The 25609-nt window shown below is 48.3% G+C and carries 23 protein-coding genes; 10 read left to right on the plus strand and 13 right to left on the minus strand.

Annotation, left to right across the window (positions count from 1 at the left end; genetic code table 11):
* Positions 1 to 9: 9 nt before the first annotated feature.
* Positions 10 to 591 carry a methyltransferase domain-containing protein gene (locus KD145_RS24260; RefSeq protein WP_212002420.1) on the plus strand — a complete coding sequence of 194 codons (582 nt, stop codon included), beginning with the start codon at positions 10 to 12 and terminating at the stop codon, positions 589 to 591.
* Between the two features lie 6 nt (positions 592 to 597).
* Positions 598 to 1287, plus strand: a complete 690-nt coding sequence (locus KD145_RS24265; protein ID WP_212002421.1) for a rhodanese-like domain-containing protein — start codon at positions 598 to 600, stop codon at positions 1285 to 1287.
* A gap of 102 nt (positions 1288 to 1389) precedes the next feature.
* Here the strand turns inward: KD145_RS24265 and KD145_RS24270 are convergent, their stop codons facing one another.
* Entirely contained in the window at positions 1390 to 2178 is a 789-nt protein-coding gene (locus tag KD145_RS24270; protein ID WP_212002422.1) for a DUF4382 domain-containing protein, read from the minus strand.
* A gap of 283 nt (positions 2179 to 2461) precedes the next feature.
* Positions 2462 to 3973 carry a carboxypeptidase M32 gene (locus tag KD145_RS24275; RefSeq protein WP_212002423.1) on the minus strand — a complete coding sequence of 504 codons (1512 nt, stop codon included), beginning with the start codon at positions 3971 to 3973 and terminating at the stop codon, positions 2462 to 2464.
* 57 nt (positions 3974 to 4030) lie between these two features.
* Here KD145_RS24275 and KD145_RS24280 point away from each other — a divergent pair, with 57 nt between their 5' ends.
* From KD145_RS24280 to KD145_RS24300, 5 genes are all read left to right on the plus strand, one after another.
* On the plus strand, positions 4031 to 5125 hold the full coding sequence (locus KD145_RS24280) for a Nif3-like dinuclear metal center hexameric protein (protein ID WP_212002424.1): 1095 nt from the start codon (positions 4031 to 4033) through the stop codon (positions 5123 to 5125).
* 3 nt (positions 5126 to 5128) lie between these two features.
* Entirely contained in the window at positions 5129 to 5881 is a 753-nt protein-coding gene (locus KD145_RS24285) for a zinc ribbon domain-containing protein (RefSeq protein ID WP_212002425.1), read from the plus strand.
* A 279-nt stretch (positions 5882 to 6160) separates the two neighbouring features.
* Positions 6161 to 7648, plus strand: a complete 1488-nt coding sequence (locus tag KD145_RS24290; protein ID WP_212002426.1) for a lipopolysaccharide assembly protein LapB — start codon at positions 6161 to 6163, stop codon at positions 7646 to 7648.
* 39 nt (positions 7649 to 7687) lie between these two features.
* On the plus strand, positions 7688 to 9337 hold the full coding sequence (gene recN / locus KD145_RS24295) for a DNA repair protein RecN (RefSeq protein ID WP_212002427.1): 1650 nt from the start codon (positions 7688 to 7690) through the stop codon (positions 9335 to 9337).
* Positions 9338 to 9453: 116 nt separating this feature from the next.
* Positions 9454 to 10266: an enoyl-ACP reductase gene (locus KD145_RS24300; protein WP_212002428.1), complete on the plus strand. Its 813-nt coding sequence runs from the start codon at positions 9454 to 9456 to the stop codon at positions 10264 to 10266.
* A gap of 100 nt (positions 10267 to 10366) precedes the next feature.
* Here KD145_RS24300 and KD145_RS24305 read toward each other — a convergent pair whose 3' ends face one another.
* Positions 10367 to 10588: a DUF2795 domain-containing protein gene (locus KD145_RS24305; protein ID WP_012794455.1), complete on the minus strand. Its 222-nt coding sequence runs from the start codon at positions 10586 to 10588 to the stop codon at positions 10367 to 10369.
* 101 nt (positions 10589 to 10689) lie between these two features.
* Here KD145_RS24305 and KD145_RS24310 point away from each other — a divergent pair, with 101 nt between their 5' ends.
* Complete coding sequence (locus KD145_RS24310; RefSeq protein WP_212002429.1) at positions 10690 to 11340, plus strand: ABC transporter ATP-binding protein; 651 nt, start codon at positions 10690 to 10692, stop codon at positions 11338 to 11340.
* On the opposite strand, the gene KD145_RS24315 is transcribed toward KD145_RS24310, so the two are convergent.
* From KD145_RS24315 to KD145_RS24325, 3 genes are read right to left on the minus strand one after another with little or no spacing between them, the layout of a single operon-like run.
* Positions 11337 to 12239 carry a histone deacetylase gene (locus KD145_RS24315; protein WP_212002430.1) on the minus strand — a complete coding sequence of 301 codons (903 nt, stop codon included), beginning with the start codon at positions 12237 to 12239 and terminating at the stop codon, positions 11337 to 11339. The genes KD145_RS24310 and KD145_RS24315 overlap by 4 nt on opposite strands.
* A gap of 9 nt (positions 12240 to 12248) precedes the next feature.
* The gene (gene pdeM / locus KD145_RS24320; protein WP_212002431.1) at positions 12249 to 12914 is read right to left on the minus strand and encodes a ligase-associated DNA damage response endonuclease PdeM; all 666 of its coding nucleotides are present in this window, start codon (positions 12912 to 12914) and stop codon (positions 12249 to 12251) included.
* 20 nt (positions 12915 to 12934) lie between these two features.
* Positions 12935 to 15400 (minus strand): ligase-associated DNA damage response DEXH box helicase, encoded by a 2466-nt coding sequence (locus KD145_RS24325; RefSeq protein ID WP_212002432.1) that lies wholly within the window; start codon positions 15398 to 15400, stop codon positions 12935 to 12937.
* A gap of 51 nt (positions 15401 to 15451) precedes the next feature.
* Here KD145_RS24325 and KD145_RS24330 point away from each other — a divergent pair, with 51 nt between their 5' ends.
* Positions 15452 to 16774 (plus strand): NCS2 family permease, encoded by a 1323-nt coding sequence (locus tag KD145_RS24330; RefSeq protein WP_212002433.1) that lies wholly within the window; start codon positions 15452 to 15454, stop codon positions 16772 to 16774.
* Here the strand turns inward: KD145_RS24330 and KD145_RS24335 are convergent, their stop codons facing one another.
* The 4 genes from KD145_RS24335 to KD145_RS24350 all read right to left on the minus strand — a co-directional run bounded on the left by KD145_RS24335 (position 16775) and on the right by KD145_RS24350 (position 19992).
* Positions 16775 to 17806 (minus strand): LD-carboxypeptidase, encoded by a 1032-nt coding sequence (locus KD145_RS24335; protein WP_212002434.1) that lies wholly within the window; start codon positions 17804 to 17806, stop codon positions 16775 to 16777.
* A 141-nt stretch (positions 17807 to 17947) separates the two neighbouring features.
* Positions 17948 to 18553: a porin family protein gene (locus KD145_RS24340; protein WP_212002435.1), complete on the minus strand. Its 606-nt coding sequence runs from the start codon at positions 18551 to 18553 to the stop codon at positions 17948 to 17950.
* Between the two features lie 287 nt (positions 18554 to 18840).
* On the minus strand, positions 18841 to 19455 hold the full coding sequence (locus KD145_RS24345) for a hypothetical protein (protein WP_212002436.1): 615 nt from the start codon (positions 19453 to 19455) through the stop codon (positions 18841 to 18843).
* A gap of 39 nt (positions 19456 to 19494) precedes the next feature.
* The gene (locus tag KD145_RS24350; RefSeq protein WP_113615159.1) at positions 19495 to 19992 is read right to left on the minus strand and encodes an Lrp/AsnC family transcriptional regulator; all 498 of its coding nucleotides are present in this window, start codon (positions 19990 to 19992) and stop codon (positions 19495 to 19497) included.
* Positions 19993 to 20113: 121 nt separating this feature from the next.
* Here KD145_RS24350 and KD145_RS24355 point away from each other — a divergent pair, with 121 nt between their 5' ends.
* Entirely contained in the window at positions 20114 to 21505 is a 1392-nt protein-coding gene (locus KD145_RS24355; RefSeq protein WP_212002437.1) for an MFS transporter, read from the plus strand.
* Between the two features lie 6 nt (positions 21506 to 21511).
* On the opposite strand, the gene KD145_RS24360 is transcribed toward KD145_RS24355, so the two are convergent.
* From KD145_RS24360 to KD145_RS24370, 3 genes are all read right to left on the minus strand, one after another.
* Positions 21512 to 23113, minus strand: coding sequence for an ATP-dependent DNA ligase (locus KD145_RS24360; RefSeq protein ID WP_212002438.1), 1602 nt, complete (start codon positions 23111 to 23113; stop codon positions 21512 to 21514).
* Between the two features lie 4 nt (positions 23114 to 23117).
* Positions 23118 to 24131: a ligase-associated DNA damage response exonuclease gene (locus KD145_RS24365; RefSeq protein WP_212002439.1), complete on the minus strand. Its 1014-nt coding sequence runs from the start codon at positions 24129 to 24131 to the stop codon at positions 23118 to 23120.
* A 72-nt stretch (positions 24132 to 24203) separates the two neighbouring features.
* Positions 24204 to 25508, minus strand: coding sequence for an ABC transporter substrate-binding protein (locus KD145_RS24370; RefSeq protein ID WP_212002440.1), 1305 nt, complete (start codon positions 25506 to 25508; stop codon positions 24204 to 24206).
* Between the last annotated feature and the right edge of the window lie 101 nt (positions 25509 to 25609).

Here is a 25609-nt window from a genome sequence, read left to right on the forward strand (position 1 = left end):
TAGTCACTGATGGAGAGAACCGATCCGCAATATTGGAATAACCGTTACCTGACCGGCGATACCGGCTGGGATATGGGGCAGGTATCACCTCCCCTGAAAGCATATATTGATCAGCTGAAAGATCGTGATCTTCAGATACTTATACCCGGAGCGGGGAATAGTTATGAAGCCGTTTATCTGCATCAGCAGGGGTTTCGCAACGTGACAGTGCTGGACATCGCCCCGGCATTGGTGGAGCAGCTGCGTACTGTTTTGGCCGGTACCAGCATACAAGTGGTGGAAGGCGATTTTTTTAATCATGATGCCCGCTATGACCTGGTGCTCGAACAAACCTTCTTTTGTGCGCTGGCCCCTTCCCTGCGGAAGGATTATGTGGAACATATGCATACACTGATCAAACCAGGTGGACATCTGGCAGGGGTATTATTTAACCGTAATTTCACACATGATGGTCCGCCATTTGGAGGAAGTGAGGCCGAATACCGGGAGTTGTTTGCGCCCCTGTTTCATTTTAAGACCCTGGCCAGCTGCTACAATTCCCATCGTGCGCGGCAGGGGACAGAATTGTTCATTAATTTTTTACCGAAATAATCCAGTATGTACCGTTTTTTAGTAACTGCCGTTTTATTATGCACAGGCAGTGCCTTACAGGCACAGCAGTCCAACATTGAAGATGCGGCTGCTTTTTCAAAAGATATCCGTCAGCCTGGTGTACAGGTTTTTGATGTGCGCACAGCCGCTGAGTACAATACAGGGCATCTGCCTAATGCTTTGCAGGCAGACTATAACAACAAAGCTGAGTTTAATGAGCGGGTGAAATACCTCGATAAACAGAAGCCGGTTTATGTCTATTGTTTGGGCGGAGGCCGCAGCAGCAAAGCTGCGCAGTGGATGCGGGAAAATGGTTTTAATAAAGTAGTGGAACTGGAAAATGGTGTCAACGCATGGAAACAGGCCGGTTTGTCGCTGGAAGGGGTGTCAGAGAAAAAGCCGCAGATGACCGTGGATGCTTACAACAAAGGTATCGCTAAAGGTATTGTGCTCACAGACGTAGGTGCAGTATGGTGCCCTCCCTGCAAGCAGATGGAGCCTACGTTGGTTAAGTTTCTGCAAAAAAATAAAAACGTCACCTTCGTGAAGGTAGATGGCGGCAATGATACAGATGTAATGAAAGCGATCGATGCCAAAGGATTGCCTACTCTGATCCTGTATAAAAATGGTAAAGAGGTTTGGAGGAAACAAGGCGTATCTACGATGGAAGAGCTGAATGCAGCCCTGAAACTGTGATGTATGTGATTTTTTTGATGCTCCTGATGAGTGGAGATTTTATAAAAGTGAATCGCCCATTGATATTATTCAATGGGCGATTCACTTTTTATTTTGATAATGTTATTTGAGTGTAATGGGCGCTATAGTGGTAACCTGGCCAATGCTTACGTTTACGCTGGTTACGATCGTATCTTTTACGAGGCCATCACCTGCGAAGGCAACGTTATAAGCGCCTGCATTCAGTCCGGCCAACAGGAAAGCACCGGTCAGCGGATCTGGTTTGGCGGTAGCGATCGTGTCTGTGTTCTGGATAGCGAATACGCTATTGATGTGGACGGCCGGGAGTACTATGCCCTTGATGGAGCCACTGGTGGCCTGGGTGTAGGTGCGGATCACCGGTTTGAGGATATACTTACCATTGCCGGTAGTAACGATAGAGCGGTTGGCATCAAAGTCAATCCAGAGACGGTATTCCACGTCTGCCGTGAGCGTAGCCTGTACGTTGAGTTTGAGGCCGGATTGCTGAGCGGAAGGTGTTTCCAGCGGATAGGCGGTACCATTGACCACTACGCTGTTGTTACTGCCCAGCACCAGTCTTATCTGGGAGATTTTGCCGGCCGGCAGGCCGCTGGAGGCGAGTACAGTATCGATGCCATTTCTGAAGTTCAGGAGATTGTAAACGCCCGGACGCAACAGGTGGATGGATTGCCAGCCGTTGTCTCCGGTGGAGGCATTTACCAGAACGTCCTGGACATCAATATTTACAGCATCATAATTGGCTGGAGCGTCTGTAAGGTATACGGTTAGTTTGGCGTTGCCGTTTCCGCCGGAGTCGTTTTTGTTACAGGCGCTGAAAAGCAGTGCAAGTGCAGGCATGGCCACTAAAAAAGCCCAGATTTGGTTTTTCATGATTCGGTTTTAATAATTGTGGTTTGATTGGCAATATTAATATATAAATATTAAATAATATGAATTTCGTGTGCTCAAAGTTGTATCAGTGCTCAATAGTTGACAATCTGTTGTGACATAGCGCTCGAATAGCTGCTTATTACATTCATCCTACGTTCCTGCACGTTATAGCAAATGGTAAGCCAAACAGGCTGTTGAGCGAAGTTTGGTTATTCACATTTGTGGATAGGAGAGGCCCAACTGCATTGTTTGCTGTTGGGCCTCTCTGGTTTATGAATGATTATCAGTGATTGTAGATGGAAGCATATTTTTTTTCTGCGTAGTCCATGAAGTAGCTGAACTGCAATTCTTTCCCTGTTACTTTTTTACAAAGTTCGCCGGAGGTGTAGAAGCGGCCGAAGGGGTGGATGTTGCTGCGCAGCCATTCGAGGAGCGGGTGGTAGTTGCCGGTAGCGATGGCATCATCGAGGCCCGGCACCTGTTTTTGTGCAGCGGTAAAAAACTGGGCGGCGTAGAAGCTTCCCAGGGAGTAGGTAGGGAAGTATCCGAAGCTGCCATGTGACCAGTGGATGTCCTGTAATACGCCCTGTACATCATCCGGCACGGTTACGTGCAGGTATTGACGGTAGTATTCGTTCCAGGTGTGTTGCAGATCGTTGGCAGAGATGCTGCCGTCCATGAGGCCTTTTTCGATCTCATAGCGGATCATGATATGGAAATGGTAGGTCAGTTCATCGGCTTCTGTGCGGATGAGGGATGGTCTTACCTGATTGATGGCCTGATAGAAACTATTGAGTGATACAGCAGCGAGGTTGTCGGAGAACTGCAGCTGCAGGCGTGGGTAGTGATGTTGCCAGAAGCGGAGGCTTCTGCCGACATTGTTTTCCCAGAGGCGGGATTGTGATTCGTGAATGCCCAGGCTGGTGGCTTCTCCGCAGGGGAGTCCGTACTGATCGGCAGGCAGGCCCTGTTCGTAGAGGGCGTGTCCGCCTTCATGGATACAGCTCCAGGTCATGTTACCAAAATCATTTTCATCGATGCGGGTGGTGACCCTTACATCGTGGGGGTTGAAGCTGGTGGTGAACGGATGTTCGGAGATGTCCTGTCTGCCGGCCTGGAGGTCGTAGCCCATTTCCCTGAGGAGGTCTATGCCCAGTTTCCATTGTTTATCACGGTCGTAGTGTTTGTGCAGGAAATCTTTTTCCACCTGTGGGCGGGCTTCAATTTTTGCCAGCAGTGGAGAGAGGGCTTTTTTCACATCTTCGAAAATGGTGTCCAGCATGGTGGTGGTGGCGCCTTTTTCGTATTCGTTGAGCAGGGCGTTGTAAGGATGGCCTTCGTAGCCCAGGATGGAAGTCTCCTGTTTTTTGAGTGTTATCATTTTGGAGAGGACAGGAGCAAAGATGCTGTAGTCGTTGGCTTTGCGTGCCTTGATCCAGGCGTGGTAACATTCATTGGTAGTTTGTGACATTTCGGCCACAAAAGCGGCGGGGTATTTTTTATTTTTTTCGTAGTCTTCCAGGGAGAGAGCGATGTTTTTTTGCTGAAGGGCGTCGAGGTCGCTGTGGTTATGCAGTTCATGGAGGAGAGTACCCAGGTCTTCTTCCGTAAAGAGTTCGTGGGCGATGGTGCTGAGGGTGGTGAGCTGCTGGCCTCTGAAGGCTGCACCTTTTTCGGGCAGGTAGGTTTCCTGGTCCCAGCCCAATACGGCCATGGCATTTTTTACGTCTGCAATTTTTTGCATCTTTAATTTGTACCGGGTATATTGTTCTGCCGTAGATTTGCTTCCTGTCATAACTGTGTTTTTTACAAATGTACAGGATGGCGTGAAGGAACAGTCAAATTCTTTGTTATGAAGATAAAAGAGATTATGCAGGTGCTGGAGGCGTATGCGCCTTTGCCGTACCAGGAAAGTTACGATAATGCAGGCCTTATTTTCGGGGATGCTTCGTGGGAGGTGACCAATGTGTTGCTGACGCTGGACGCTACCGAAGAAGTGATAGATGAGGCTATAGCCAGGGGATGTAATTTGGTGGTGGCGCATCATCCGATTGTTTTCGGAGGACTGAAGAAGATCAACGGGCGTTCCTATGTGGAGCGGGTGGCGATCAAGGCTATCAAGCACGACATTGCGGTATATGCGGCGCATACCAACCTGGATAACGTTCGGAACGGGGTATGTGCGCAGATGGCCGATATGCTGGGATTGGAGCGGCGCCGGGTATTGCAGCCCAAGAGCGGGTTGTTGAAAAAATTATACACATTTGTGCCGCAGGCGGATGTGGAAAAGGTGAGAGCGGCCCTGTTTACTGCCGGTGCGGGTCATATCGGTAACTACAGCGAATGCAGCTTTAATGCAGCAGGAGAGGGCACTTTCAGGGGTGGTGCCGGTACCAATCCTTATGTGGGTACGCCCGGAGAAAGACATTTTGAGGCAGAAATAAAGTTGGAAGTGATTTTTCCGGTATATTTGGAATCCGGGATTTTGCAGGCATTACTGGCCAGCCATCCTTATGAGGAGGTGGCCTATGATGTGGTGACGCTGGACAATGTCTACCAGGAGGTAGGATCCGGGCTGGTGGGTGAGTTGCCAGAGCCGATGAATGAGCTTGAATTCCTGCAATGGGTCAAAGGGCAGTTCCGGACAGGATGTGTGCGGTATACGCCGTTGAGAGGCCGTCCGGTGAAGAAAGTGGCTTTGTGTGGGGGAGCGGGCAGTTTCTTGTTGAAGCGGGCTATTGCGGCGGGGGCGGATGCCTATATTTCCGCAGATTTTAAGTATCATGAATTTTTTGACGCTGATAATCAAATAGTTATAGCAGATATCGGACATTTTGAGAGTGAGCAGTTTACTGTTGAATTATTTTATCATATATTGACTGAAAAATTCCGTAATTTTGCGCCTCTTAAATCTACGATTAAAACAAACCCGGTAAATTATTTATAATACATGGCTACCGTAAAAGAATACTCCGTTGAGGAAAAATTAGCATCTGTGCTCAGGCTGCAGAAGATCGATTCCAAACTGGATGGAATCCAGGTGTTGAAGGGGGAGTTGCCGATTGAGGTGAAAGACCTGGAGGACGAGATCGAAGGGTTGAATACACGTCAGTCTCATATCGAAAATGAGATCAAAGGTATCCAGGACTTCGTTACCAGCAAGAAAAATGCTATCAAGGATGCTGAGGCGCTGATCAAGAAGTATGAGAAACAGCAGGATAATGTGAAGAACAACCGCGAGTTTGAGGCGATCACCAAAGAAATGGAGATGCAGTCACTGGAAATCAAACTGGCTGAAAAGCATATCAAAGACGCAAACGAAGAAATAAAAGAGAAGTCCCGGACGCTGGAAGTTGCTAAAAGGGCTATTGCTGATAAAGAATCCAATCTGAAGCATAAGAAATCAGAACTGGAAAAGATCGTTGCTGAAACCGACAAGGAAGAAAAAGCTTACCGTAAGGAAAGTGAAGATGCTAAAACCAAGGTAGACCCCCGTTTACTGGCCGCCTACGAAAAAATCCGCAAGAACTACCGTAATGGTCTGGCTGTGGTAACTGTAGAGCGTGATTCCTGCGGTGGTTGCTACAATGCTATTCCTCCTCAGCGTCAGGCAGAGATCCGTCAGCATAAAAAAATCATCGTATGTGAGCACTGCGGCCGTATCCTGGTGGATAACGACCTCGAAGCTACCGTTACGATCTGATTTTAAAGCGTATACATTATTGGAAAGGGCATCTCCGGATGCCCTTTCTTTCGTTTAGCCCTTCCCGTTATAAAAATATACTAATTTATTTAGCTTTGTTTTACTAAATATGTTAGCTTTGTCCCCAGGTTACCGTACGCAGTTAGTCTGCGTAGTAGTTCTTTTAATTTGTGGCAGGAAATTGGATGGGCAATGCAACTTAAAAAAATGTGAATTGTTAATTGGGATTTGTGAAATTGTTGTGTGAGATTTGGTGATTATTCCAGGAATTTTGCCCTTATGCGTATTATTTTTTCTTTGATCCTTTTGTTGAGTACAGGGTTAACAGTTAGCGCCAGACAGAAAGTATATGATTTCAACAGCCGTTGTGAGCAGGCCTACGAAGCGATCATGCAACTACGGTTAAATGCGGGAAGAGCATTACTGGAAGAAGAGAAAAAAGAAAATCCCGATAACCTGATCCCTTACTTTCTGGATAACTATGCGGATTTTTTTCCCTTGTTTTTCAATGAAGATGCAGGCGAATATGCCAGAAAAAGAGGGATGCGGTCCATCAGGCTGGACAGGATGCTGGAAGGATCGCCGGACTCTCCCTACTATCTGTATACACAGGCAGCCATCAAGTTTCAATGGGCGATGATCAAAATCAAGTTCAATGAAAAATGGGATGCTACCTGGGAGATCAGAAAGGCGTATATGACACTGAAAGAGAATCAGCGCCGGTTCCCGGATTTTATGCCCAATAAGCTGTTGCTGGGTACCATGCAAACAGTATTCGGCACCATCCCTGAAGGGTATAAGTGGATTACCAATATACTCGGACTGAAAGGCAGCATCCGGGACGGAATGAGTAATGTGAATGCTTTTATCGATAGCAATGCGCCGGAAGCCAGATTACTCAGGGAGGAATCCTATTATTATTATTGTTACCTGATGCTTTTTATTGTGAATAAACCGGAAGAAACCTGGGAGTTTCTGCAAAGAAAGCAGCTGGATACCAAATCAAATTATCTCTATGCACTGATGGTGGCCAATCTGTCTTTAAACAACCAGAAAGCCGCCAATGGTATCAGAGTACTGGAAGAGAAGCATGACAGCAACGAATACGCAGATATTGACTACTATAACTACGTATATGGTCTGCTGAAACTGACCCGGCTCGATAATGATGCCCATGTGTATCTCGAGCGGTTTGTCAATAACTTTAAAGGCAAGTTCTATATCAAAGAATGTCTGCAACGGTTAAGCTGGTACTATTACCTGGAAGGCAACCAGGCACTGGCCAACAAATACCGGAACATGATCCTGACAAAAGGCGGGACAGAAACAGATGCAGACAAACAAGCCCTCAAGGAAGCGGAGAACGGCAAATGGCCCAACCCCTTCCTGCTGAAAGTCAGGCTGCTGAGCGATGGCGGCTTTTTCAGTGAAGCCCTGAAATTACTGCTGACCAGAAAAGCAGCCGATTTCCCGGCCATGGAAGATAAACTGGAATACGCCTACCGCCTGGGCCGTATCTATGATGAAAGCGGGCAAGACGACAAGGCAATCGTGATGTACGAAGTGACCATAAAAGTAGGAGCCAACCGGCAGGAATATTATGCTGCGAGAGCTTCCCTGCAATTAGGTTATATTTACGAAAAAAGAAAAGATAAAACCAAAGCCGTTCAATGTTACCAGCAATGCCTGGACATGAAAGGCCACGATTATAAAAACTCCCTTGACCAACGGGCAAAAGCAGGCATACAACGTGTAAACGGCAGTTGATGAGGGAGAAAAATTGTGATTCAAGTTATTTCCTGACTTATGTTACAGCGACTAATCATTAAAAACTACGCCATTATTGACCACCTGGAAGTGGACTTTTCTGGCAATCTCAATGTAATCACCGGCGAAACCGGCGCCGGTAAATCTATCCTGCTGGGCGCGCTCTCCATGATTCTGGGAGAACGTGCAGACCCTGGTGTGCTGTTCGATAAAACAGGCAAATGTGTGATCGAAGGGTTCTTCAAAGTGAAAAAATCACAGGTGGCCGCTTTCTTCGAACGCCATGAACTGGACCTGGAAGAACAGCTGATCATCCGCCGTGAAATCAGCGCCTCCGGCAAATCAAGAGCTTTTGTAAATGATACTCCTGTCAACATATCCCAACTGTCTGAACTGGCGGCCTGCCTGGTAGATCTCCATCAGCAGTTTGATACCCTGGAACTGGGCAACTCCGATTTCCAGCGGGAAGTAATAGATGCGCTGGTCAACAAACCCGCCGTCCTCCAACAATACAACAATGTATACCAGCAATACCTGCAGGTACAGAAAAAATATAAACAACTGGTGGACGACCGCGACCAGGCCAACAAAGAGCTGGACTATAACAAGTTCCTGCTGGATGAGCTGCTGGAAGCGGATTTCAGCCCCAACGAAGTGGAAGACCTGGATAATGAGCTGCAACTGCTTACCCATGCAGAAGAGATCAAAAACTCTTTGAACAAGGTATACTTTCAGCTGAAAGAAGATGAGCAGCCATTGTTGCAGCAGCTCAAACAACTGCAGTCTTCCCTGCAAAACATTGCTGCCTTTCATAAAGACATGCCTGCTGTATCTGATAGAATGCTTTCAGCCTATCTTGAACTGCAGGACATCGCCGGTGATGTGGAAAGGATCAACGACCAGGTACAATACGATGCACAACGTATTGAACTGGTGAATGACCGTATGGCACTGGGATATCGCCTTTTCAAAAAACATGGGGTGCAAACCACCGATGAGCTGCTGGCCATCAAAGACGCGCTGTCTGTTAAAGTAGACAGTGTACTGAATCTTGATGAGCAGCTGGCTTCACTGGAAAGAGAACAGGCCCAACTGCATGAGCTGCTGCTGAAAGATGCTGCTGTTATCACGGAAGCAAGACAGGAACAGTCGGCTCCTTTTGAAGTAAAGGTTAATGCCTTGCTTTCGCAGGTAGGCATGCCCAATGCGCGCCTGAAAGTGGATATTGTACAGGGTGAACTGAACCCTTATGGTCAGGATACGATTGAATTCCTGTTTGATGCCAACAAGAGCAATCAGTTTGCGCCGGTAGGTAAAGTAGCCTCCGGGGGGGAGTTGAGCCGTCTGATGTTGTGTATCAAATCGCTGGTAGCACAGTCTGTAGCGCTGCCTACACTTATCTTCGACGAAATCGATACCGGTATCTCCGGTGAAGCAGCAAGGCAGGTAGGTGTTATTCTGAAAGACCTGGCCAGAGCACATCAGATCATCTGTATCACGCACCAGCCGCAGATAGCCGGTAAAGCAGATGCTCATTATTTTGTGTATAAGGATGCCAAGGCTGAAAAAGTAACAACCAGCGTAAGGCTGTTGTCTATGGAAGAAAGAATAGACAAGATCGCGCAGATGCTGAGTGGAGAAAGGCCTACTGCCGCTGCCCTCGAAAATGCCCGCGAAATGGTAAGATAACACATGCGTAACCGTTATTGCTTCCTGTCCGGGAATCCTAAAAAGCCGGGGATAGGAAGCAATAACTTTTTTTTTCAACTATAACGACTATTTTTGCCGAAATTAATTTTGACCAAATGGCTCATAACTTATTAAAAGGAAAGAAAGGTATCATCTTTGGTGCACTGGACGAGAAGTCACTGGCTTGGAGAACAGCGCTCCGTTGTGTGGAAGAAGGCGCTGAAATAGTGCTCACTAACGCACCTGTCGCTCTGCGTATGGGTGAGATCAACAAACTGGCTGAAATCTGCAAGGCCCCTGTTATTCCGGCAGACGTAACCATCACGGATGACCTGAAAAATCTTTTTACCAAATCCATGGAGCATTTTGGCGGTAAAATAGATTTTGTACTGCATTCTGTTGGCATGAGCCTGAATATGCGTAAAGGAAAGTCCTATACAGATCTGGACTATGACTTCTCGCTGAAAACGACGAATATCTCCGCCCTGTCCTTACACCGTGTACTGCAGACAGCATACCAGATGGATGCTATCAGCGAGTGGGGTTCTGTAGTAGCACTCACTTACATCGCAGCACAACGTGCCTTCCCTGACTACAGCGAAATGGCTGATGCCAAAGCTATGCTGGAATCCGTTGCCCGCAGCTTCGGCTACCACTATGGTGTGAAAAATAAAGTACGTGTGAACACCGTATCTCAGTCTCCAACCCCTACTACTGCCGGCGGTGGTGTAAAAGGTTTCGGTGGCTTTATTGGTTATGCAGACAAAATGAGTCCGCTGGGTAATGCTACTGCCGACCATTGTGCTGACTACGTGGTAACTCTGTTCTCCGACATGACCAGAATGGTGACCATGCAGAACCTCTATCATGATGGCGGATTCTCCTTCACTGGTGTATCCAATGCTATTATGGAACAACTGGAGAAATAGTTGATATCATTCGACAATAAAAAAGCCGTTACCTTATTGGTAACGGCTTAATTTTTTTTATCAGGCAGAACGCCGGGAGTACATCTGTAATAATCAGGGTCTAATATTCATCTTCATTAAAGAAGAAGTCGTCCTGTGACGGATAGTCAGACCAGATATCTTCAATCCCCTCATAAATTTCTCCCTCATCTTCCAGCTCCTGTAAATTCTCGATTACTTCGATCGGTGCACCGGAACGAATGGCGTAATCAATAAGTTCATCTTTAGTAGCTGGCCATGGAGCGTCCTCCAGGTATGAAGCTAATTCTAATGTCCAGTACATCTTATTAAAATTTTTATTTCTTAATTTTTCGCAAAAGTATTATTTAATTTGAAATAAACAACTTTTACTATTTTATCGGTTATTTACCTTTTCTTTGAGTTATGCTAACCGCTCGCAATGTTACCAAAAATTATTCCAACTTGCCCATTCTCAAGGGAGTAGATATTACAGTCAATAAGGGTGAGATTGTGACCATCGTTGGATCTTCCGGCGCTGGCAAAAGTACCCTGCTGCATATCCTCGGAACATTGGAAACACCCACCCAGGGAGAGATTTGGCTGAATGATGTCAATCTGACGGGTTTAAGCGGTAATGCACTGGCTGACTTCCGGAACCGCCATATTGGCTTTATTTTTCAGTTCCACCACCTGCTGCCAGAATTCAGTGCCCTGGAAAATGTATGCATTCCCGGTTTTATAGCCGGTACGCGGAAAAGCGAAGTAAAGGAAAAAGCAGCCTTCCTGCTTACCACCCTGGGCCTCGGACATCGCCTGGAACACAAGCCCAATGCCCTATCCGGCGGCGAACAGCAACGAGTGGCGGTAGCAAGGGCCCTGATCAACAATCCCGACGTAGTGATGGCCGATGAACCTACCGGTAACCTCGACTCCCATAATGCCAGGGAGCTTCATAATATGTTCCTTCAACTCAGGGACCAGTTTAAACAGACTTTTATCATAGTAACCCACAACGAAGAACTGGCGCCGCTCAGCGACCGTCAGCTGCTCATGAGAGATGGCAGGATCATCTAACTGCCATAAATATCCAGTCCGGTCTTAAAGGTATTACAGTGTGCATTTACAATGTCGCTGATACGGGTAGAATAACCGCCGCCCATGGCTACGGCGCAGGGGATGTTATGTTTATACAGCAGGCTGAAGACCAACTCATCGCGCTGCAGACAGCCTGCAGCGGTGACCTTGAGCTTACCGAACCGGTCTGTTTCCAGGATATCTACTCCTGACAGGTAAAACACAATATCAGGTTTTACCTGATCTATCAGCCGTGGCAGTGTTTCTTCGAGCAGCTGCAGATAAGGGCCGGTGGTCATTCCATCGGGCAACGGAATATCGAGGTCTGAAGTTTCTTTGTGGAAAGGATAGTTATGAGCGCCATGCATGCTGAAGGTGAATACCTTGTCATTGCCGGCAAACAGGGCGGCGGTGCCGTTGCCCTGGTGTACGTCAAGGTCTGTTACCAGTATCTTTTTTGCTTTCTTTTGCTGTAACAGGTAATTGGCGGCGATGCCGAAATCGTTGAGTAGGCAGAAACCTTCTCCATGGTCGGCAAAGGCGTGATGGGTGCCGCCGGCCACGTTGAATCCGATACCGTGGTCCAGGGCATGCAGGGCGATGTCGATGGTGCCCTGGGCAATAACGATCTCCCGTTGTGTGAGCAGCGGCGATTGTCTAAAGCCGATATGACGCTGTTCCTTGTCTGATAAGGTCTGGTCTCTCAGCTTCTCCCACCAGGAAAGATCATGGGTGCCCAGTATGGTTTCCGCTGTGGCGGGAAGAGGCGCAAACAGCTGTTCGGCAACGATAACGCCTTCCCGCAGCAGCTGGGCGGGTATCAGCTCGTATTTCACCATCGGGAAACGATGGTCTGCCGGCAACGGATGCGTATATATATCGTGATAAGCAATTTTCATGATGTAACCTTAGTGTGTCTGTATAATCGATTTTCCGGCGATTACAAACACGGTTTCACCCGGAGAAGGGTTCAGGGTGGCCAGACCGGTAAAGTCGCCAAAAGCGGGTAAAATGCCGCAATGCTGACCAAAATAGAAGCAGGGTAAACGCAACCGTTGTTTGGCAGGGCCGGCCATCACCACACCGGGATGCAAGTGACCTGAAAAGGTGTACCGGTAGCCATTGCTGTCTTCACAAGGCTCATGCACAAAATGAATGTCCCGGATGGTCAGGGTGTCATGTACATCCAGCTGTAATTCACTATATATCTCTTCCTCCATAATATCATGATTGCCCAGCACCAGGTCAAAACGGATATGGGAAAACTGTCCCCGCCATATCTTGAAATACTGCACTTCATTGTTATGCCGGCTGTGGAACATATCTCCTACAATGATGATACGTACGGGCAGGAAGCGGGTAATCAGTTGCTGCAAGCGGAACAGGTCTTCCTGCATAATGCCTGCCGGCACTGCAATACCGGCTTTCCGGAAATGAGCCGATTTACCCAGGTGCAGATCTGACAGTATCAGTGTTTTTTCTTCTTCCCAGAAAATGGCCCTTTCAGGCAATAAATGCCAATGCTGCTCTTTAAACCGGAATATTTCCTTCCCCGCTGTATCCATATGTTGCATGGGCTGCAAATTATTAATTCTTAACCGTTGACTGCAATCAATTTTTTGATACGATCTTCCAGTTTTTCGCTGGTCATGGTGTCGCGCAGGCTGTCTACCTTAATGGGGAAGCAGAAAGGGGTGAGTTTCTCCGGCTGGGTGATAACGATTTTGCTGTCAGCAATGCGTTCCAGCGTTTCCCGCAGGCGGGCTTCTTCCATCTGATAAAAAAATGCTTCGTTAAAGGCCTGCTTCAGCAAAAGGTTCTGCGGGTCGTAATCCTTAAATACATTGAAGAGCAGGGAGGCCGATGACTGCAGGTGGCGGTTGGCTTTGTGTTTGCCGGGAAAACCCTGGAATATCAGCCCGGCGATGACAGCAATGTCCCTGAATTTACGGCGGGCCATCTCAGTTGCATTCACACTGGTTTGCAGCTCTGTAAGCAGGTTGTCGGTAGTGAACAGTGTTTTGGCATTTTCTTCGGTAAGTGGAATGGGCTGGTCCGACAGCAGCTCAAAGCCGTAATCATTCATGGCAATAGAGAAAGTGATAGGCTGGATACGGCTGATACGATAGGCCAGCAGAGCGGCCATCACCTCATGTACCAGTCTGCCTTCAAAAGGATATACAAAAAGATGGTAACCATCTTTGGTGTTGATTTTTTCTATCAGCAGTTCATTATCCTTGGGAATATGGGAAAGCTCCTCCTGTCTGTTGAACAGCGGTTGCAGGGCTATCAGTTCAGGATCTTTTGTGCGGCGGGACAATGCCTCGTTGAACTTGCGGCGCAGCATGCGGCCCAGGTTGGACGACAAAGGTATACGGCCTCCCTGATAACTGGGCACGATTGTACGTTTGGCGTTGGACTTGCGTACCAGCACCGTCATATCCTTGATGAGCACAAACTCGAGGTTACGGCCGGCCAGCGTGAAACTGTCTCCCGGCGAGAGGCGTGAGATAAAACTTTCTTCAATCACACCTACATATCCACCACTCATAAACTTCACTTTCAGCATAGCATCGCTCACAATGGTACCGATATGTAGCCGGTGGCGCATGGCCAGCATACGGCTTTTGCAGTAGTAGTGGTCGTCCTGTCTTTCCAGTTTTCTGAACTCGTCGTAACTGCCCAGTGCCTCACCGCCGGTAGTCAGGAAGGCAAGTATCCACAGCCATTCATCTGGTGTAAGATGCTGGTAGCAGAAGGTTTGGCGGACTTCTTCATATATCTCCGGGGCATAAAAACCATCCGATACGGCGAGGGTCATGAGGTATTGCAGTAGCACATCATAAGCCAGCAACACGGGCATCCTGCTTTCTATCAGTTCCTCTTCCATGGCTGTTTTTAGGGCTGCGGCCTCTACCAGTTCGAGTGCGTGGGTAGGCAGAAAAAATATTTTGCTGATGGCGCCAGGCTGGTGTCCGCTACGGCCGGCCCTTTGCAGGAAGCGGGCCACCCCTTTGGGGCTACCCACCTGTATGACACTGTCTACCGGCCGGAAGTCCACCCCCAGGTCCAGGCTGGCAGTACATACCACCGCCTTCAGAATGCCGTTGTGCAGGGCTTCTTCCACCCATATGCGCAGCTCCATGTCGATGGAGCCGTGGTGCAGCGCCAGGGCGCCTGCCAGCATGGGATCATATTTCAGAAGTGACTGATACCATATTTCCGACTGGGACCGGGTATTGGTAAAAAGCAGGGTGGTCTGGCTGTCTTCTATAATCGGCAAAGCCTGTGGTAGCATGCGTATGCCCAGGTGTCCTGCCCATGGATAGTTTTCTATCTCATGAGGGATCACACTTTGCAGGGAGATATTTTTTTTGAGATTGGCGCGGATGATAAGACCATTTTGGTGATAGGGACCCAGCAAGACTTCCAGGGCTTCGTCGAGATTGCCGATGGTAGCGGATATGCCCCATATTTTCAGGGACTGTCTGCCGGCGGTTTGCGATAATCCGCGTAGGCGGCTCAGTGCGAGTTCCACCATCACGCCGCGTTTGCTGCCGATCAGCTCATGCCATTCGTCTATGACCACGGTATGCAGCTGTTTGAACACAGCAGGATATTCTTTCTGGGCCAGCAGCAGATGCAGGCTTTCCGGCGTGATGATCAGCACTTCAGGCATCTGTTTTTTCTGCTGGGCACGGGCGGCCAGGGGGGTGTCGCCACTGCGGATACCTACCTGCCAGGGAAGGTCCAGTTCCCGTAATACCTCTTCCATGGCCCTTCCCAGATCTTTGGCCAGTGCACGGAGCGGAGTTATCCACAGCAGCTGCAGTCCGTTTTTTGTTTTTTGCTGGTAGTCTTTGGGATGGGCATCGATCCAGGCGATCACGGCACCCAGAAAGAGCGAGAAGGTTTTGCCGAAGCCGGTAGGTGCGTTCACTATCCCCGAAAGGCCCTGCAGATAAGCAGTCCAGGCATCTTCCTGAAATTTGAAAGGCTTCAGTTCCTTATCCGCCAGCCATCCGGTTATCACTTTCCATCCGCGCGTGTGTTGTTGCATGGAATGAAATTAGCATAAAATGATAAATCCCGAATCGCTTATTTTTGCAGCATGCTCGCGAAATTTTTCAAGCTCTCCGAAAACAATACTACTGTTAAGAAAGAAGTCCTCGCCGGATTGACCACCTTTTCCACGATGGCCTATATTTTGGCCGTCAATCCCAGTATCCTGTCCAGTACGGGAATGGATTTTCATGCCCTTATCACCGCTACCGCACTGGCGGCAGCTATCGGCACACTGGTAATGGCCCTGTACGCACGGCTGCCTATTGGTGTGGCACCCGGTATGGGACTAAACGCTTTTTTTGCTTACACGATTGTAGCGGGGATGGGCTACAGCTGGCAGTTTGCGCTGACAGCCGTTTTCCTTGAAGGGCTTATTTTTATTCTATTGTCGATGTTCCGGATACGGGAGGCGATCATCAATAGTATCCCTGAAAACCTCAAACACGCTATCTCTGTGGGGATAGGGTTATTGATAGCATTGATAGGCATGGCCAATGCCGGTATTATCGAAACAGGTATGCGGCACGTAGGTGAAGGCAAACTGGGCGGTGTGATCCTGAAAATGGGCAATATCACCAGTATAGGGCCGCTGATTGCACTGATAGGGCTGATTGTGAGTGCAGTGCTGATGTACCGCAAAGTAAATGCTGCCTTGCTCATCGGCATTCTGGCAGCGACTGTAATTGGTATCCCCCTGGGCATCACCCATCTGCCCGAAGGGCATCTGGTGAGCCTGCCACCTTCTCTGGCACCTATTGCCTTCAAACTACAATTTGATAAAATATTCAGCCTGGATATGGTGATGATCTTATTCACCCTGCTGATGGTTAACCTCTTTGATACCGTAGGTACGCTGATCGGTTTGTGTAATAAAGCCGGCCTGTTGGATGAAAAGGGACGGCTGCCCCGGGCCAAACAGGCGCTGATGGCTGATGCGGTGGGTACTACCGCTGCGGGCCTGCTGGGTACCAGTGTGGTGACGGCTTATGTTGAAAGCGCCAGTGGCATTGCCGCAGGCGGTAAAACAGGGCTGACCGCTTTTACAGTGGCGATCATGTTTTTGCTGGCCCTCTTTTTTGCCCCGGTGTTTGCCATGATACCACAGGCGGCTACTGCACCGGCGTTGATTATCGTGGGCATGCTGATGATGGGGTCTGTCGTAAAAATTGATTTTAATGATGTGACAGAAGCGATACCAGCCTTTCTTGCAATAGTGATGATGCCTTATACCTACAGTATTGCAGAAGGAATTGTATTTGGCATGTTGTCTTATGTATTGCTGAAAGTACTGACAGGACAATACAAACAGATCAGCCCCGTGATGTATGTGCTGGCCTGTTTGTTTATCATTACTTTCCTGGTGAAATAGTTATTCTTTCAGCGTTACTTTATCATCGGCCACGGTAAGAGTGTGCATCATACCACATTTGAGGGCATAGTTGTTTTTCTGGTGTCCTACCGGGAAGTTGAAGCATACTGGGTATTTAAAGTTTTTGACTTTTTCCTTTACCATATCGTATACGGTACGGCCAAATTCTTCACCCGGATCGTCGGGCTTTAATCTGTTGAAGCCGCCGATGATCAATCCTGCGAGATTGTCAAACTTGTGGGAACGTTGGATAGTGCCCAGCATACGGTCCAGGTTGTACAGATATTCTCCTACTTCTTCGAGGAACAGAATTTTACCGTTGGTATCTATTTCTGAGTCGGTGCCGGACACACTTTGTATGACAGACAAGTTACCGCCAATGAGGATGCCGCGTGCCGTGCCTTTGCGGTTGTTGGGATCAGGAGCTGCCGTGTACTGCATCTTTTTACCGGTGAGAGCCTGATAGATAGACATGATAGTGTCCTGTACAATGGGCTCTGCTTTGTTGAAGTCGTCCGGGAAGCTGTTGCACATTTTGGAGTGGAGCGTTGCAATACCAAAGTGGCGGTTGATATGGCAGTGAAAGGCGGTAATGTCACTGAACCCGATTACCCATTTAGGATTTTTCTGAAAGCGGGAGAAGTCCAGCTGATCTATGATCCGGGCGGCTCCATATCCTCCGCGGCCACACATGATAGCCTTTACATTGTTATCGTTCAGCATGGCCTGCATGTCTTTTGTTCTTTCTGCATCCGTGCCTCCGAAGCTGTAATCACGTGCTCCTACGGTTTGGCCTATACGAATATTAAACCCCCAGCTTTCCATGATGCGCAATGAGGGCAGGATCTCTTCTTTTTTAATGTAACCGGCCGGGCAGGTAATACCGATAATGTCCCCGGGTTTCAGATAGGGAGGCACCTGGAGTTGTTTGGCAGTATCTGTGCCGGTGATGCCAACAGCAGCAAGGGTTTTTATGGCTGGTATACCAGCACCGGCAGTTATAAGCGTGGAAAGAAAATGTTTACGGTTCATGGAATTAAAGTAAACATATTTTTGGGGAATAACGAATAGTGTTCACGCAAAGATGCAAAGCAGGAAAGAAAAAAAATCAACGTGTAAATTCGTTTTACTGCTTTACACCTTTGCGGATGAAAACAATGGAAGAAGGCCGTGCTACTTGTGATTAATAGTGTAAGTCAAACCAACTTTTCCGGTATTGTTATATGTCGTGGATGTCTGTTCTCTGGAATGTGTAGCAACACTATACCGTGCATTGATACCAAATCCGCAGGGCAGCTGATAACCCGCGCCTAATGAAAGATTCAGGCCTGTTCTGTTATATTGGTCTGCTACATTATAACGATGGTCCTCCAGTTGTTCGGTTGCTGCTGCCAGGTAGTTTAGTTCCGGCCCTGCTTCTATGTATAATTTAGGTGCAGCGTAATATTTGATCATAACAGGAATACTGATGTAATGTTCTTTCCGGGTGGTTTTTATCATTGGTGCAGCAGTAGTGCTTTCAGACAGTGTATGGGCGTAGTTAAACACACCACTGCCAGTGTTTTTATAATACACTACTTCCGGTTGTATAGCCCAGCGTTTGTTGAGTTTGACTTCTGCAAAACCGCCACCATAGATGCCTGTACGATAGTTGTCAAAATTGCCGGTATGATTGGAGAAGTTAAGCCCTCCCTTCAGGCCATAGCTGACTTTTTTCTGGGCATAGACACCCAATATTGCCGTCAGCACAAACAACAGCACCAATAGAATTTTTCTCATAGTAAGATGTTTGTCAGATGATGTAAATACGACTATAGGTTGTGACAGTAATGCATTACGGCTGTAAAAGTAACCGGGCAAATGTTAAAGAAATCCTTACATTATCTTTTTTGATTTTCTTTAAGATACCTGATAAGTTGATGTTGAAATGTAGTCGTGGTAATGTCTTTGTGACATCTTCATAAACCCTGCGTATATGCATGGTGGTGGTACATACTTCAGACGGGGGCTGCGGGCAGTTATCCCGACTTTCACGTTGGGTTTGACAGCACGCAGCCGCAGCTGCGCTAGTTGTGTTCCAGTGCTCTCTTGCCCGGATGGATGTTGTAGGAAAGGCCGGCGCTGCCAATACCCGATATGTCCGGGTTGAACGCATTGTTGTTGAACAGATAGGTAAAATGCAGGCCAAGGGAAGTATGGCCTATCATAAAGCGGCAGCCGGTGGTGAGCACCAGGCCAGACACATGTACCTGATCAGTCGCACTTTCTTCTTCATCCAAGTATTCCACATGACGTGTGGCATTGTGAAAGCCGTAACCCGCGCCGGTGTAGATTCCCAGCCGGGTATGTGCACTGGTCGTTGCAAAATTACCATAGTTGTAGGTGAGCAGCAAAGGAACATCAGCCATAAAGATGCTGGTGGAGTTGCCTCCGCTATTGCGGCTGTAACCTGCGTGTAAACTGCCGCCCAGCGCCAGCTGCGTACCGATGGCAAAGGTGGAACGTTTGGAAATGATGCCGAAATTGAACCGCGGCGAATAAATGATACCACCTGCAAAATGATTCTTGCCGGTATATACGCCGGCACCGATGGCATGAGCAAAATAGCCTGACTGACTCCTGGCAGGCATCATCATACATACAAGGCATGCTATGCACAGCCATGTGTAAAGCTTGAACATAGGTGGTTGGTAGGTTTAGGGAATAATTACTGTCCGCCGCTAATATACAACCTGATGTGTTTCTTTTATAACAGAGATCACAAAAATACTTTGGGTATGACTAAGATTATCTAATTCCCCCAGTTTGTTCACATAAAACTCCCGGTATTCATCCATATCCTTTACCTGTACCTTGATCATAAAATCAAATTCACCGGAGATATTGAGACATTCCGTTACTTCCTGGAAGGAGATGATTTCCTGAATAAATTTTTTGCCGAATTTTTTATTGTGCTCTTTCAGGGTGATGTAACACAGCACAGTCATGCCTTTGTTGATCTTCCGGGCGTCTACGATGGCTGCGTATTGTTTGATGACGCCGGCTTGTTCCATTTTGCGGATACGTTCATAAACGGGTGTAGTGCTGAGATTCAGCTGACGGGCAATATCCCTGATCGTCATTTTGGCATCCTGTTGCAGCAGTTTGAGAATGCCCATGTCTTTTTCATCCAATGACAGTGGCGGGTGTTCGGTGGTCTGTTCTTTTTTATGGTCCATTTTTATTATTTTTTGGAATAATGATCTTTTATATAGATAAGTAATAGGTATTTGTTCCAAAATTATTCAATGCATCCGATAGATGTTCTGATTTTTTATGTTTGTGTCGAAAATTTGTATCATGGAGAAGCGAATTATCCTGACCGTGGCATGTATGGCCATATTTTTTGAAGCATTGGATGTATCGGTATTAAACATGGCTTTACCGGGAATGGAACAGTATTTTCACTTTAGTCCGGATGCTATTCAGTGGGTGCAAACCTTATATGTGCTGGCTTTTGCCGGTTTTGTACTGTTGGGAGGCCGGCTGGCAGACATTATTGGCAGGAGAAAGATATTTATCACCGGCGCGTTGTTGTTTGTGATGGCTTCCCTGGGCGCAGGTTTCTCTATCTCTTTTGCGTGGCTGCTGGGCTGCCGTGCCTTGCAGGGGATAGGTGTAGCGTTGGCAATACCGGCTGCCATGGCTATTATCAGCCATACTTTTACTGAACCGGCAGAGAAGAATCGTGCTTTCGGTATTTTCGGTGCTATGGCTGGTATCGGCTTTGCCACCGGGCTGGCCGTGGGTGGATTGATCAGTGCCTGGTGGGGCTGGCAATGGGTTTTCTTCATTAATGTGCCGGTGATCGGTGCCGCTGTGTTCCTGGCTTTCCGGTTTATTCCCCGTGATGAAAAGACAGTGCACCGGCAACAATGCAACTGGCTGAGTGGAGCGTTGATCACTCTGTTGATGATGCTGGCCGCCTGGCTAATTCACGATCTGGGACATATTACACAACATCCTGTCTTCTTCCTGGCGCTGCTGGTACTGTTTATCATCACTGCTGTTTATTTTGTTAAAAGAGAACGCGTACATGCTTCCCCGTTAGTCGACTTCAGCCTGTTCCGGCTGAAAGGTGTCATGACTGGTAATATAGGTGCCATGTTGCTGGGCAGCACTTTCCTGCCGTATGTTTTTTTATTGACGTTGTATCTTCAGCAGGTATTGGGTTTCAGTTCTTCACAGGCAGGGCTGTTGCTGTTTCCTTTCAGCATCCTGTCCGGTGTGATTTCCAAATATGTGTTGCCGCATTTGTTCCATCGGCTGGGAGTAGTACGTACGGGCATCCTGGGCAGTACCTTTATGCTGGCAGGCATTGTATTTTTTATCCTGAGTTATTTTACTGTCTGGCAGCTGCCTTTCATATTGGGCGCGGTATTGTGTATCAATTCCCTGGGGATGTCGGTGACTTTTCCGGCTATAACAATACTGGCAATACAGGCAGTTCCGGAAACACAGCATGGCCTTGCCTCCGGTATCAATGGTACCTGTAATTCGATGGGAGGCGGATTGGGGCTGTCTCTCGTAGGACTGATGATACAACTGGCAACCGTAAATAAATGGAACATTTATGGCGCAGGTTTGGTAGCATTGGTGATTGTGGCGCTAGTGGCCATATTGCAGTTATGTCGTTTTCTGTTTCGTGAGAAAGCGGTGACGGCTGCGCGTTATGCGGAGGTATCTTCCTGATGGTGATTACGTGGAAGTGTCTCCGCTTTGTTGTAATAATGTTTTCAGATCTTCGAGAGTATTGATTTCCGCTACCGGTTTGTCCCGGCGCCACCGGTTGATACGGGGGAAACGCAGGGCCACGCCTGATTTGTGCCGGTTGGAGGCGGCAATACCTTCGAAAGCTATCTCAAATACCAGCAGGGGCTGTACGGTCCGTACAGGCCCGAACTTCTCCAGCGAATGCCGTTTGACCCAGTTATCCACTTCCGCTATTTCCTTGTCTGTTAGCCCCGAATAGGCTTTGGTAAAGGGTACCAGCTGGTCACCATCCCTGACGGCGAAGGTGTAATCGGTATAGAGGTTGGAACGGCGTCCATGTCCTTTCTGCGCATAAATCATGACTGCATCAATGGTATACGGATCTATTTTCCACTTCCACCAGTCCCCGCGTTTGCGGCCTACCTGATAGGGGGCACTTCTTTTTTTGAGCATCAGTCCTTCGCTGTTGTTTTCGCGTGATTGCTGGCGGATGGTAGTCAGCTCATCCCAGGAGGAGGCTATCACTTCGGGGGATAACAGCAGCACGGGCTGTTGTTGTGTGCTGACCAGTTGTTCGAGCAGGTGGCGTCTTTCAATCAGGGGTAGTTCGCGTATGTCGGCGCCTTCCCATTCCAGCAGGTCGTAGCTGAGGAAGGCTACGGGAGCTTCCTGTAATTGTTTGCGGGTGACATTTTTCCGGCCTATCCGTGTTTGTAGTGTCTGGAAAGGCAATGGCCGGCCATCGGCATAGGTGAGTATTTCGCCGTCTATTACAGTGCCATCCGGCAAAGTGCCGGCCAGCGGAGTAAATTCAGGGAATTTATCGGTGATCAGCTCCTCTCCGCGTGACCATACAAACAGCTGTCCTTCCCGTTTTATGATCTGACCGCGTATGCCGTCCCATTTCCATTCTGCCTGCCATTCGGCTATGGGTCCCAGTCCGCCGGGCTCTCCTTCGAGGGCGTAGGCCAGGTAAAAAGGATAGGGGCGGGAAGCGTCTGCGCCGCTGGTGCCCTGATGAAGCAGCTCTTCTATGGTGACAGTGCCGGGGTCCCAGGAGCCGCTGATCATGTGCGATAGGGTAGCGGCGGGGATGTCGTAGGTTTTGGCCAGTGCATTGACCATCATTTTCTGGGAAACGCCTATACGAAAACCGCCGGTGATCAGTTTGTTGAAAACGAAGCGTTCTCCATTGTCGAGTGCATCCCAGGTATGCAGGATAAACTGTTGTTTGTCTGTTTCCGTGGCTTTTTCCAATTGCTGCAGCTGTTGCATCCAGTAGTGTAGCGGCGCGCTGGCGGGCTGGGTACGGGGTGGCAGCAACAGGGCAATGGTTTCGGCAAGATCGCCTACTGTGAGGTAACACTCGTTGAACAGCCATTCGGGCAGACTGGTGGCTTGTATGCACCAGTTTTTCAGCTGGGTGCTGTTGACGGTGCGCTTGGGCCTTCGGCCGGAGAAGAGGGCGAGCACCCAGGTTTTGTCTTTGGAATGGGCTGTGGCAAAGTAATGGCTGAGCGCCTCCAGCTTTTCATTGGTTTTGGTACTGTTGCTGAGTAATCTGACGAGTTGGGCGAACTGTTGCACGGTGTTAGGTTTCCGGATTAGGAATTATTTCTTCATCATCATCATTATAGCTGGTACTCACCTCAGTGGCAGCGATACCTTTTTCGGTGAGATAACGGGCAAACACACTGCTGAAGCCATGTGTAACATATACCTGTGAAGCGCCGGTGGCGGTAACGGCATCCAGCAACCCATTCCAGTCTGCATGGTCTGAAAGTGCAAAACCTGCGTCAGCATTACGTCTGCGCATATGTCCCCTTACCTGCATCCAGCCGCTGCAAACACCCAAAGAAAAAGGTGTAAAGCGACGCATCCAGGTAGAATCATCTGCGGAAGGTGGGGCTATGACCACTGCGTTTTTAAAAGCAGTTTTGGGGGTTTCTGGTGTCACTCTTTCTATGGTGGGCAGGGGATATCCCTGTTGTATCAGCAATTCGTTGACCTGTGAGATGGCTCCGTGCGCCATAATACGGGTGACTTTGTCTTTCAGGTGATATAACAGCCGCTGGGCTTTGCCCAGGCTGTAAGCTGTGATGACCGATGTTTTGCCGGCCTGCTGATTTTCGTATATCCAGTTGCTGATACGGGCGAGGAGCTGCTGTTGGGGTTCCCACCGGTAGATAGGCAGTCCGAATGTGGATTCAGTGATGAAGGTATGACAACGCACGGATTCAAAAGGGGCGCAGATACCATCATTTTCCAGTTTGTAATCGCCGCTGGCCACCCATACTTCGCCGGCATGCTCCACTCTTACCTGTGCCGAGCCGATCATATGACCGGCCGGATGCAGGGATATTTTTACACCGTTCAGATAGATGGTTTCGCCATAGGGAATGCCTTGTACATCAATATCGGCACCCAGCCGCATCCGCAGCAGCGGGATACCGGACTGTTCGCAGAGGTAGTGCTGGTTTCCCGGGCGGGCATGATCGGAGTGCGCATGGGTGATCACTGCCCGTTTGACGGGTTTCCAGGGATCGATGTAAAAATCACCTGCTGCGCACCAGATGCCTTTGTCGGTAAATTGAAGCAGTTCCATATGTTATGAATATACATAAAAAAAGCGGGCCATGGCTGCTGCCATGGCCCGCTAATATCGTTTGTGGAAACGTTATTGATTCATTTTTACATCTGCACTTTCACCTTTCTGGATGATGAAGATTTTTTTGTTTTCAAAGTAGGAAGGTGTTTGTTCTCCTTCTTTGACATACACCGGCTGGAAGTCGAAGCGGGTGATGACGGTCGGTGATGACGCTACAGCACTGTTGAAATAAACGCCGTTGTTGTGCAGCAGGCGTACAAAGTAGTAGGTCATATCAAAACCTTTGTAGGCCATGTCGGAAGGACGGGCTTTGTAGGTTCTGCGGAAACTATCGAAGAGATAACGGCTGAAGTTATCTGTTTTTTCGTTGAAATAAGGAGAGGAGTAGAACACCTGTAATCCTTTGAATTCAGGTTCTTTGAATTTGAACACGTCCCAGGTAGGCATACCGAATATCTGCATGGGATAGTTAGCATGTGCTATGCTGAGTTTGCGCAGCAGATTTTTGGCACCGGCTTCATCGAGAGCGGTCACAATAATGATGTTGGGCCTGTCGGCGAGCAGATATTTGGAGATTTCTTCCGGTGTGGTGGCATCATTCCAGATGGCTTCCCGGATCCTGGTTTTTTTAGGATTGTTCATTTTGTCGTAAGAGGCTTTGAAATCAGCGGCGAGGCGGCTTTCGAAAGCGGTATTACGGCGTAACAGCACGATGTTTTTAGAGGAGAAGGCATCCTGTATATAGTTGTGGATAGCTTCGCAGTGTGTTTTAAGGGTGCTGTTGGAGATGAACAGGAAAGGGTTGTCGGTGATACCGGCATCATTCGGGAATGTGGCAGATACGAGGTTGATTTCTTTCTTTTTGGCGAAATCACTCAGTTCTTTCAGTTCCGGGTTGCTGACAGCGCCGATGATGAGGTCGGTGGCATCGAGGGCTTTGCTGTTGATGACGTTGGAAACGCTCTGGCGGCCTTTGCTGTCGTACACATTTACTTTCAGGCTGTAGCCTTGTTGCTGAAGGCTGTCCAGTGCCAGCTGGGCACCTTCATAGAATTCGAGGCCTGGCAGCACATAGCGAGGCATGGTGCGACCGGGAATATCGTTGGAGTTGACAAATACGGAGTCGAGGTACAACGGCGCAAAAAAGGCGATATTATAAGTGGATTTTTTCACTTCCCTGGCAAAAGCCGGTACATTGAAAGGGGCCTTTTCTTCTTTTTTTGGTTCCGGTTTCTTTTCCGGTGTAGGTTTGCTCAGTGACGGGGGCGGGCCATCTACACGGCTCGTGGACTTCCGGGAAGATGAACAGGCAGATATCAGCAGACACAGTGCCAGCCCGGATAGCAGGTTTTTTACAGATATTATTTGGCTCATAATGGGCGCTAATTTACAAAAATCATTCCGTGTATGGTCAAGTAAGGGAGCACAGGAGTATTCCATAACGAAGATTTTTTGTGGGATGAGGAGAAGGATAT

Source organism: Chitinophaga sp. HK235, assembly GCF_018255755.1.
Classification (GTDB): domain Bacteria; phylum Bacteroidota; class Bacteroidia; order Chitinophagales; family Chitinophagaceae; genus Chitinophaga.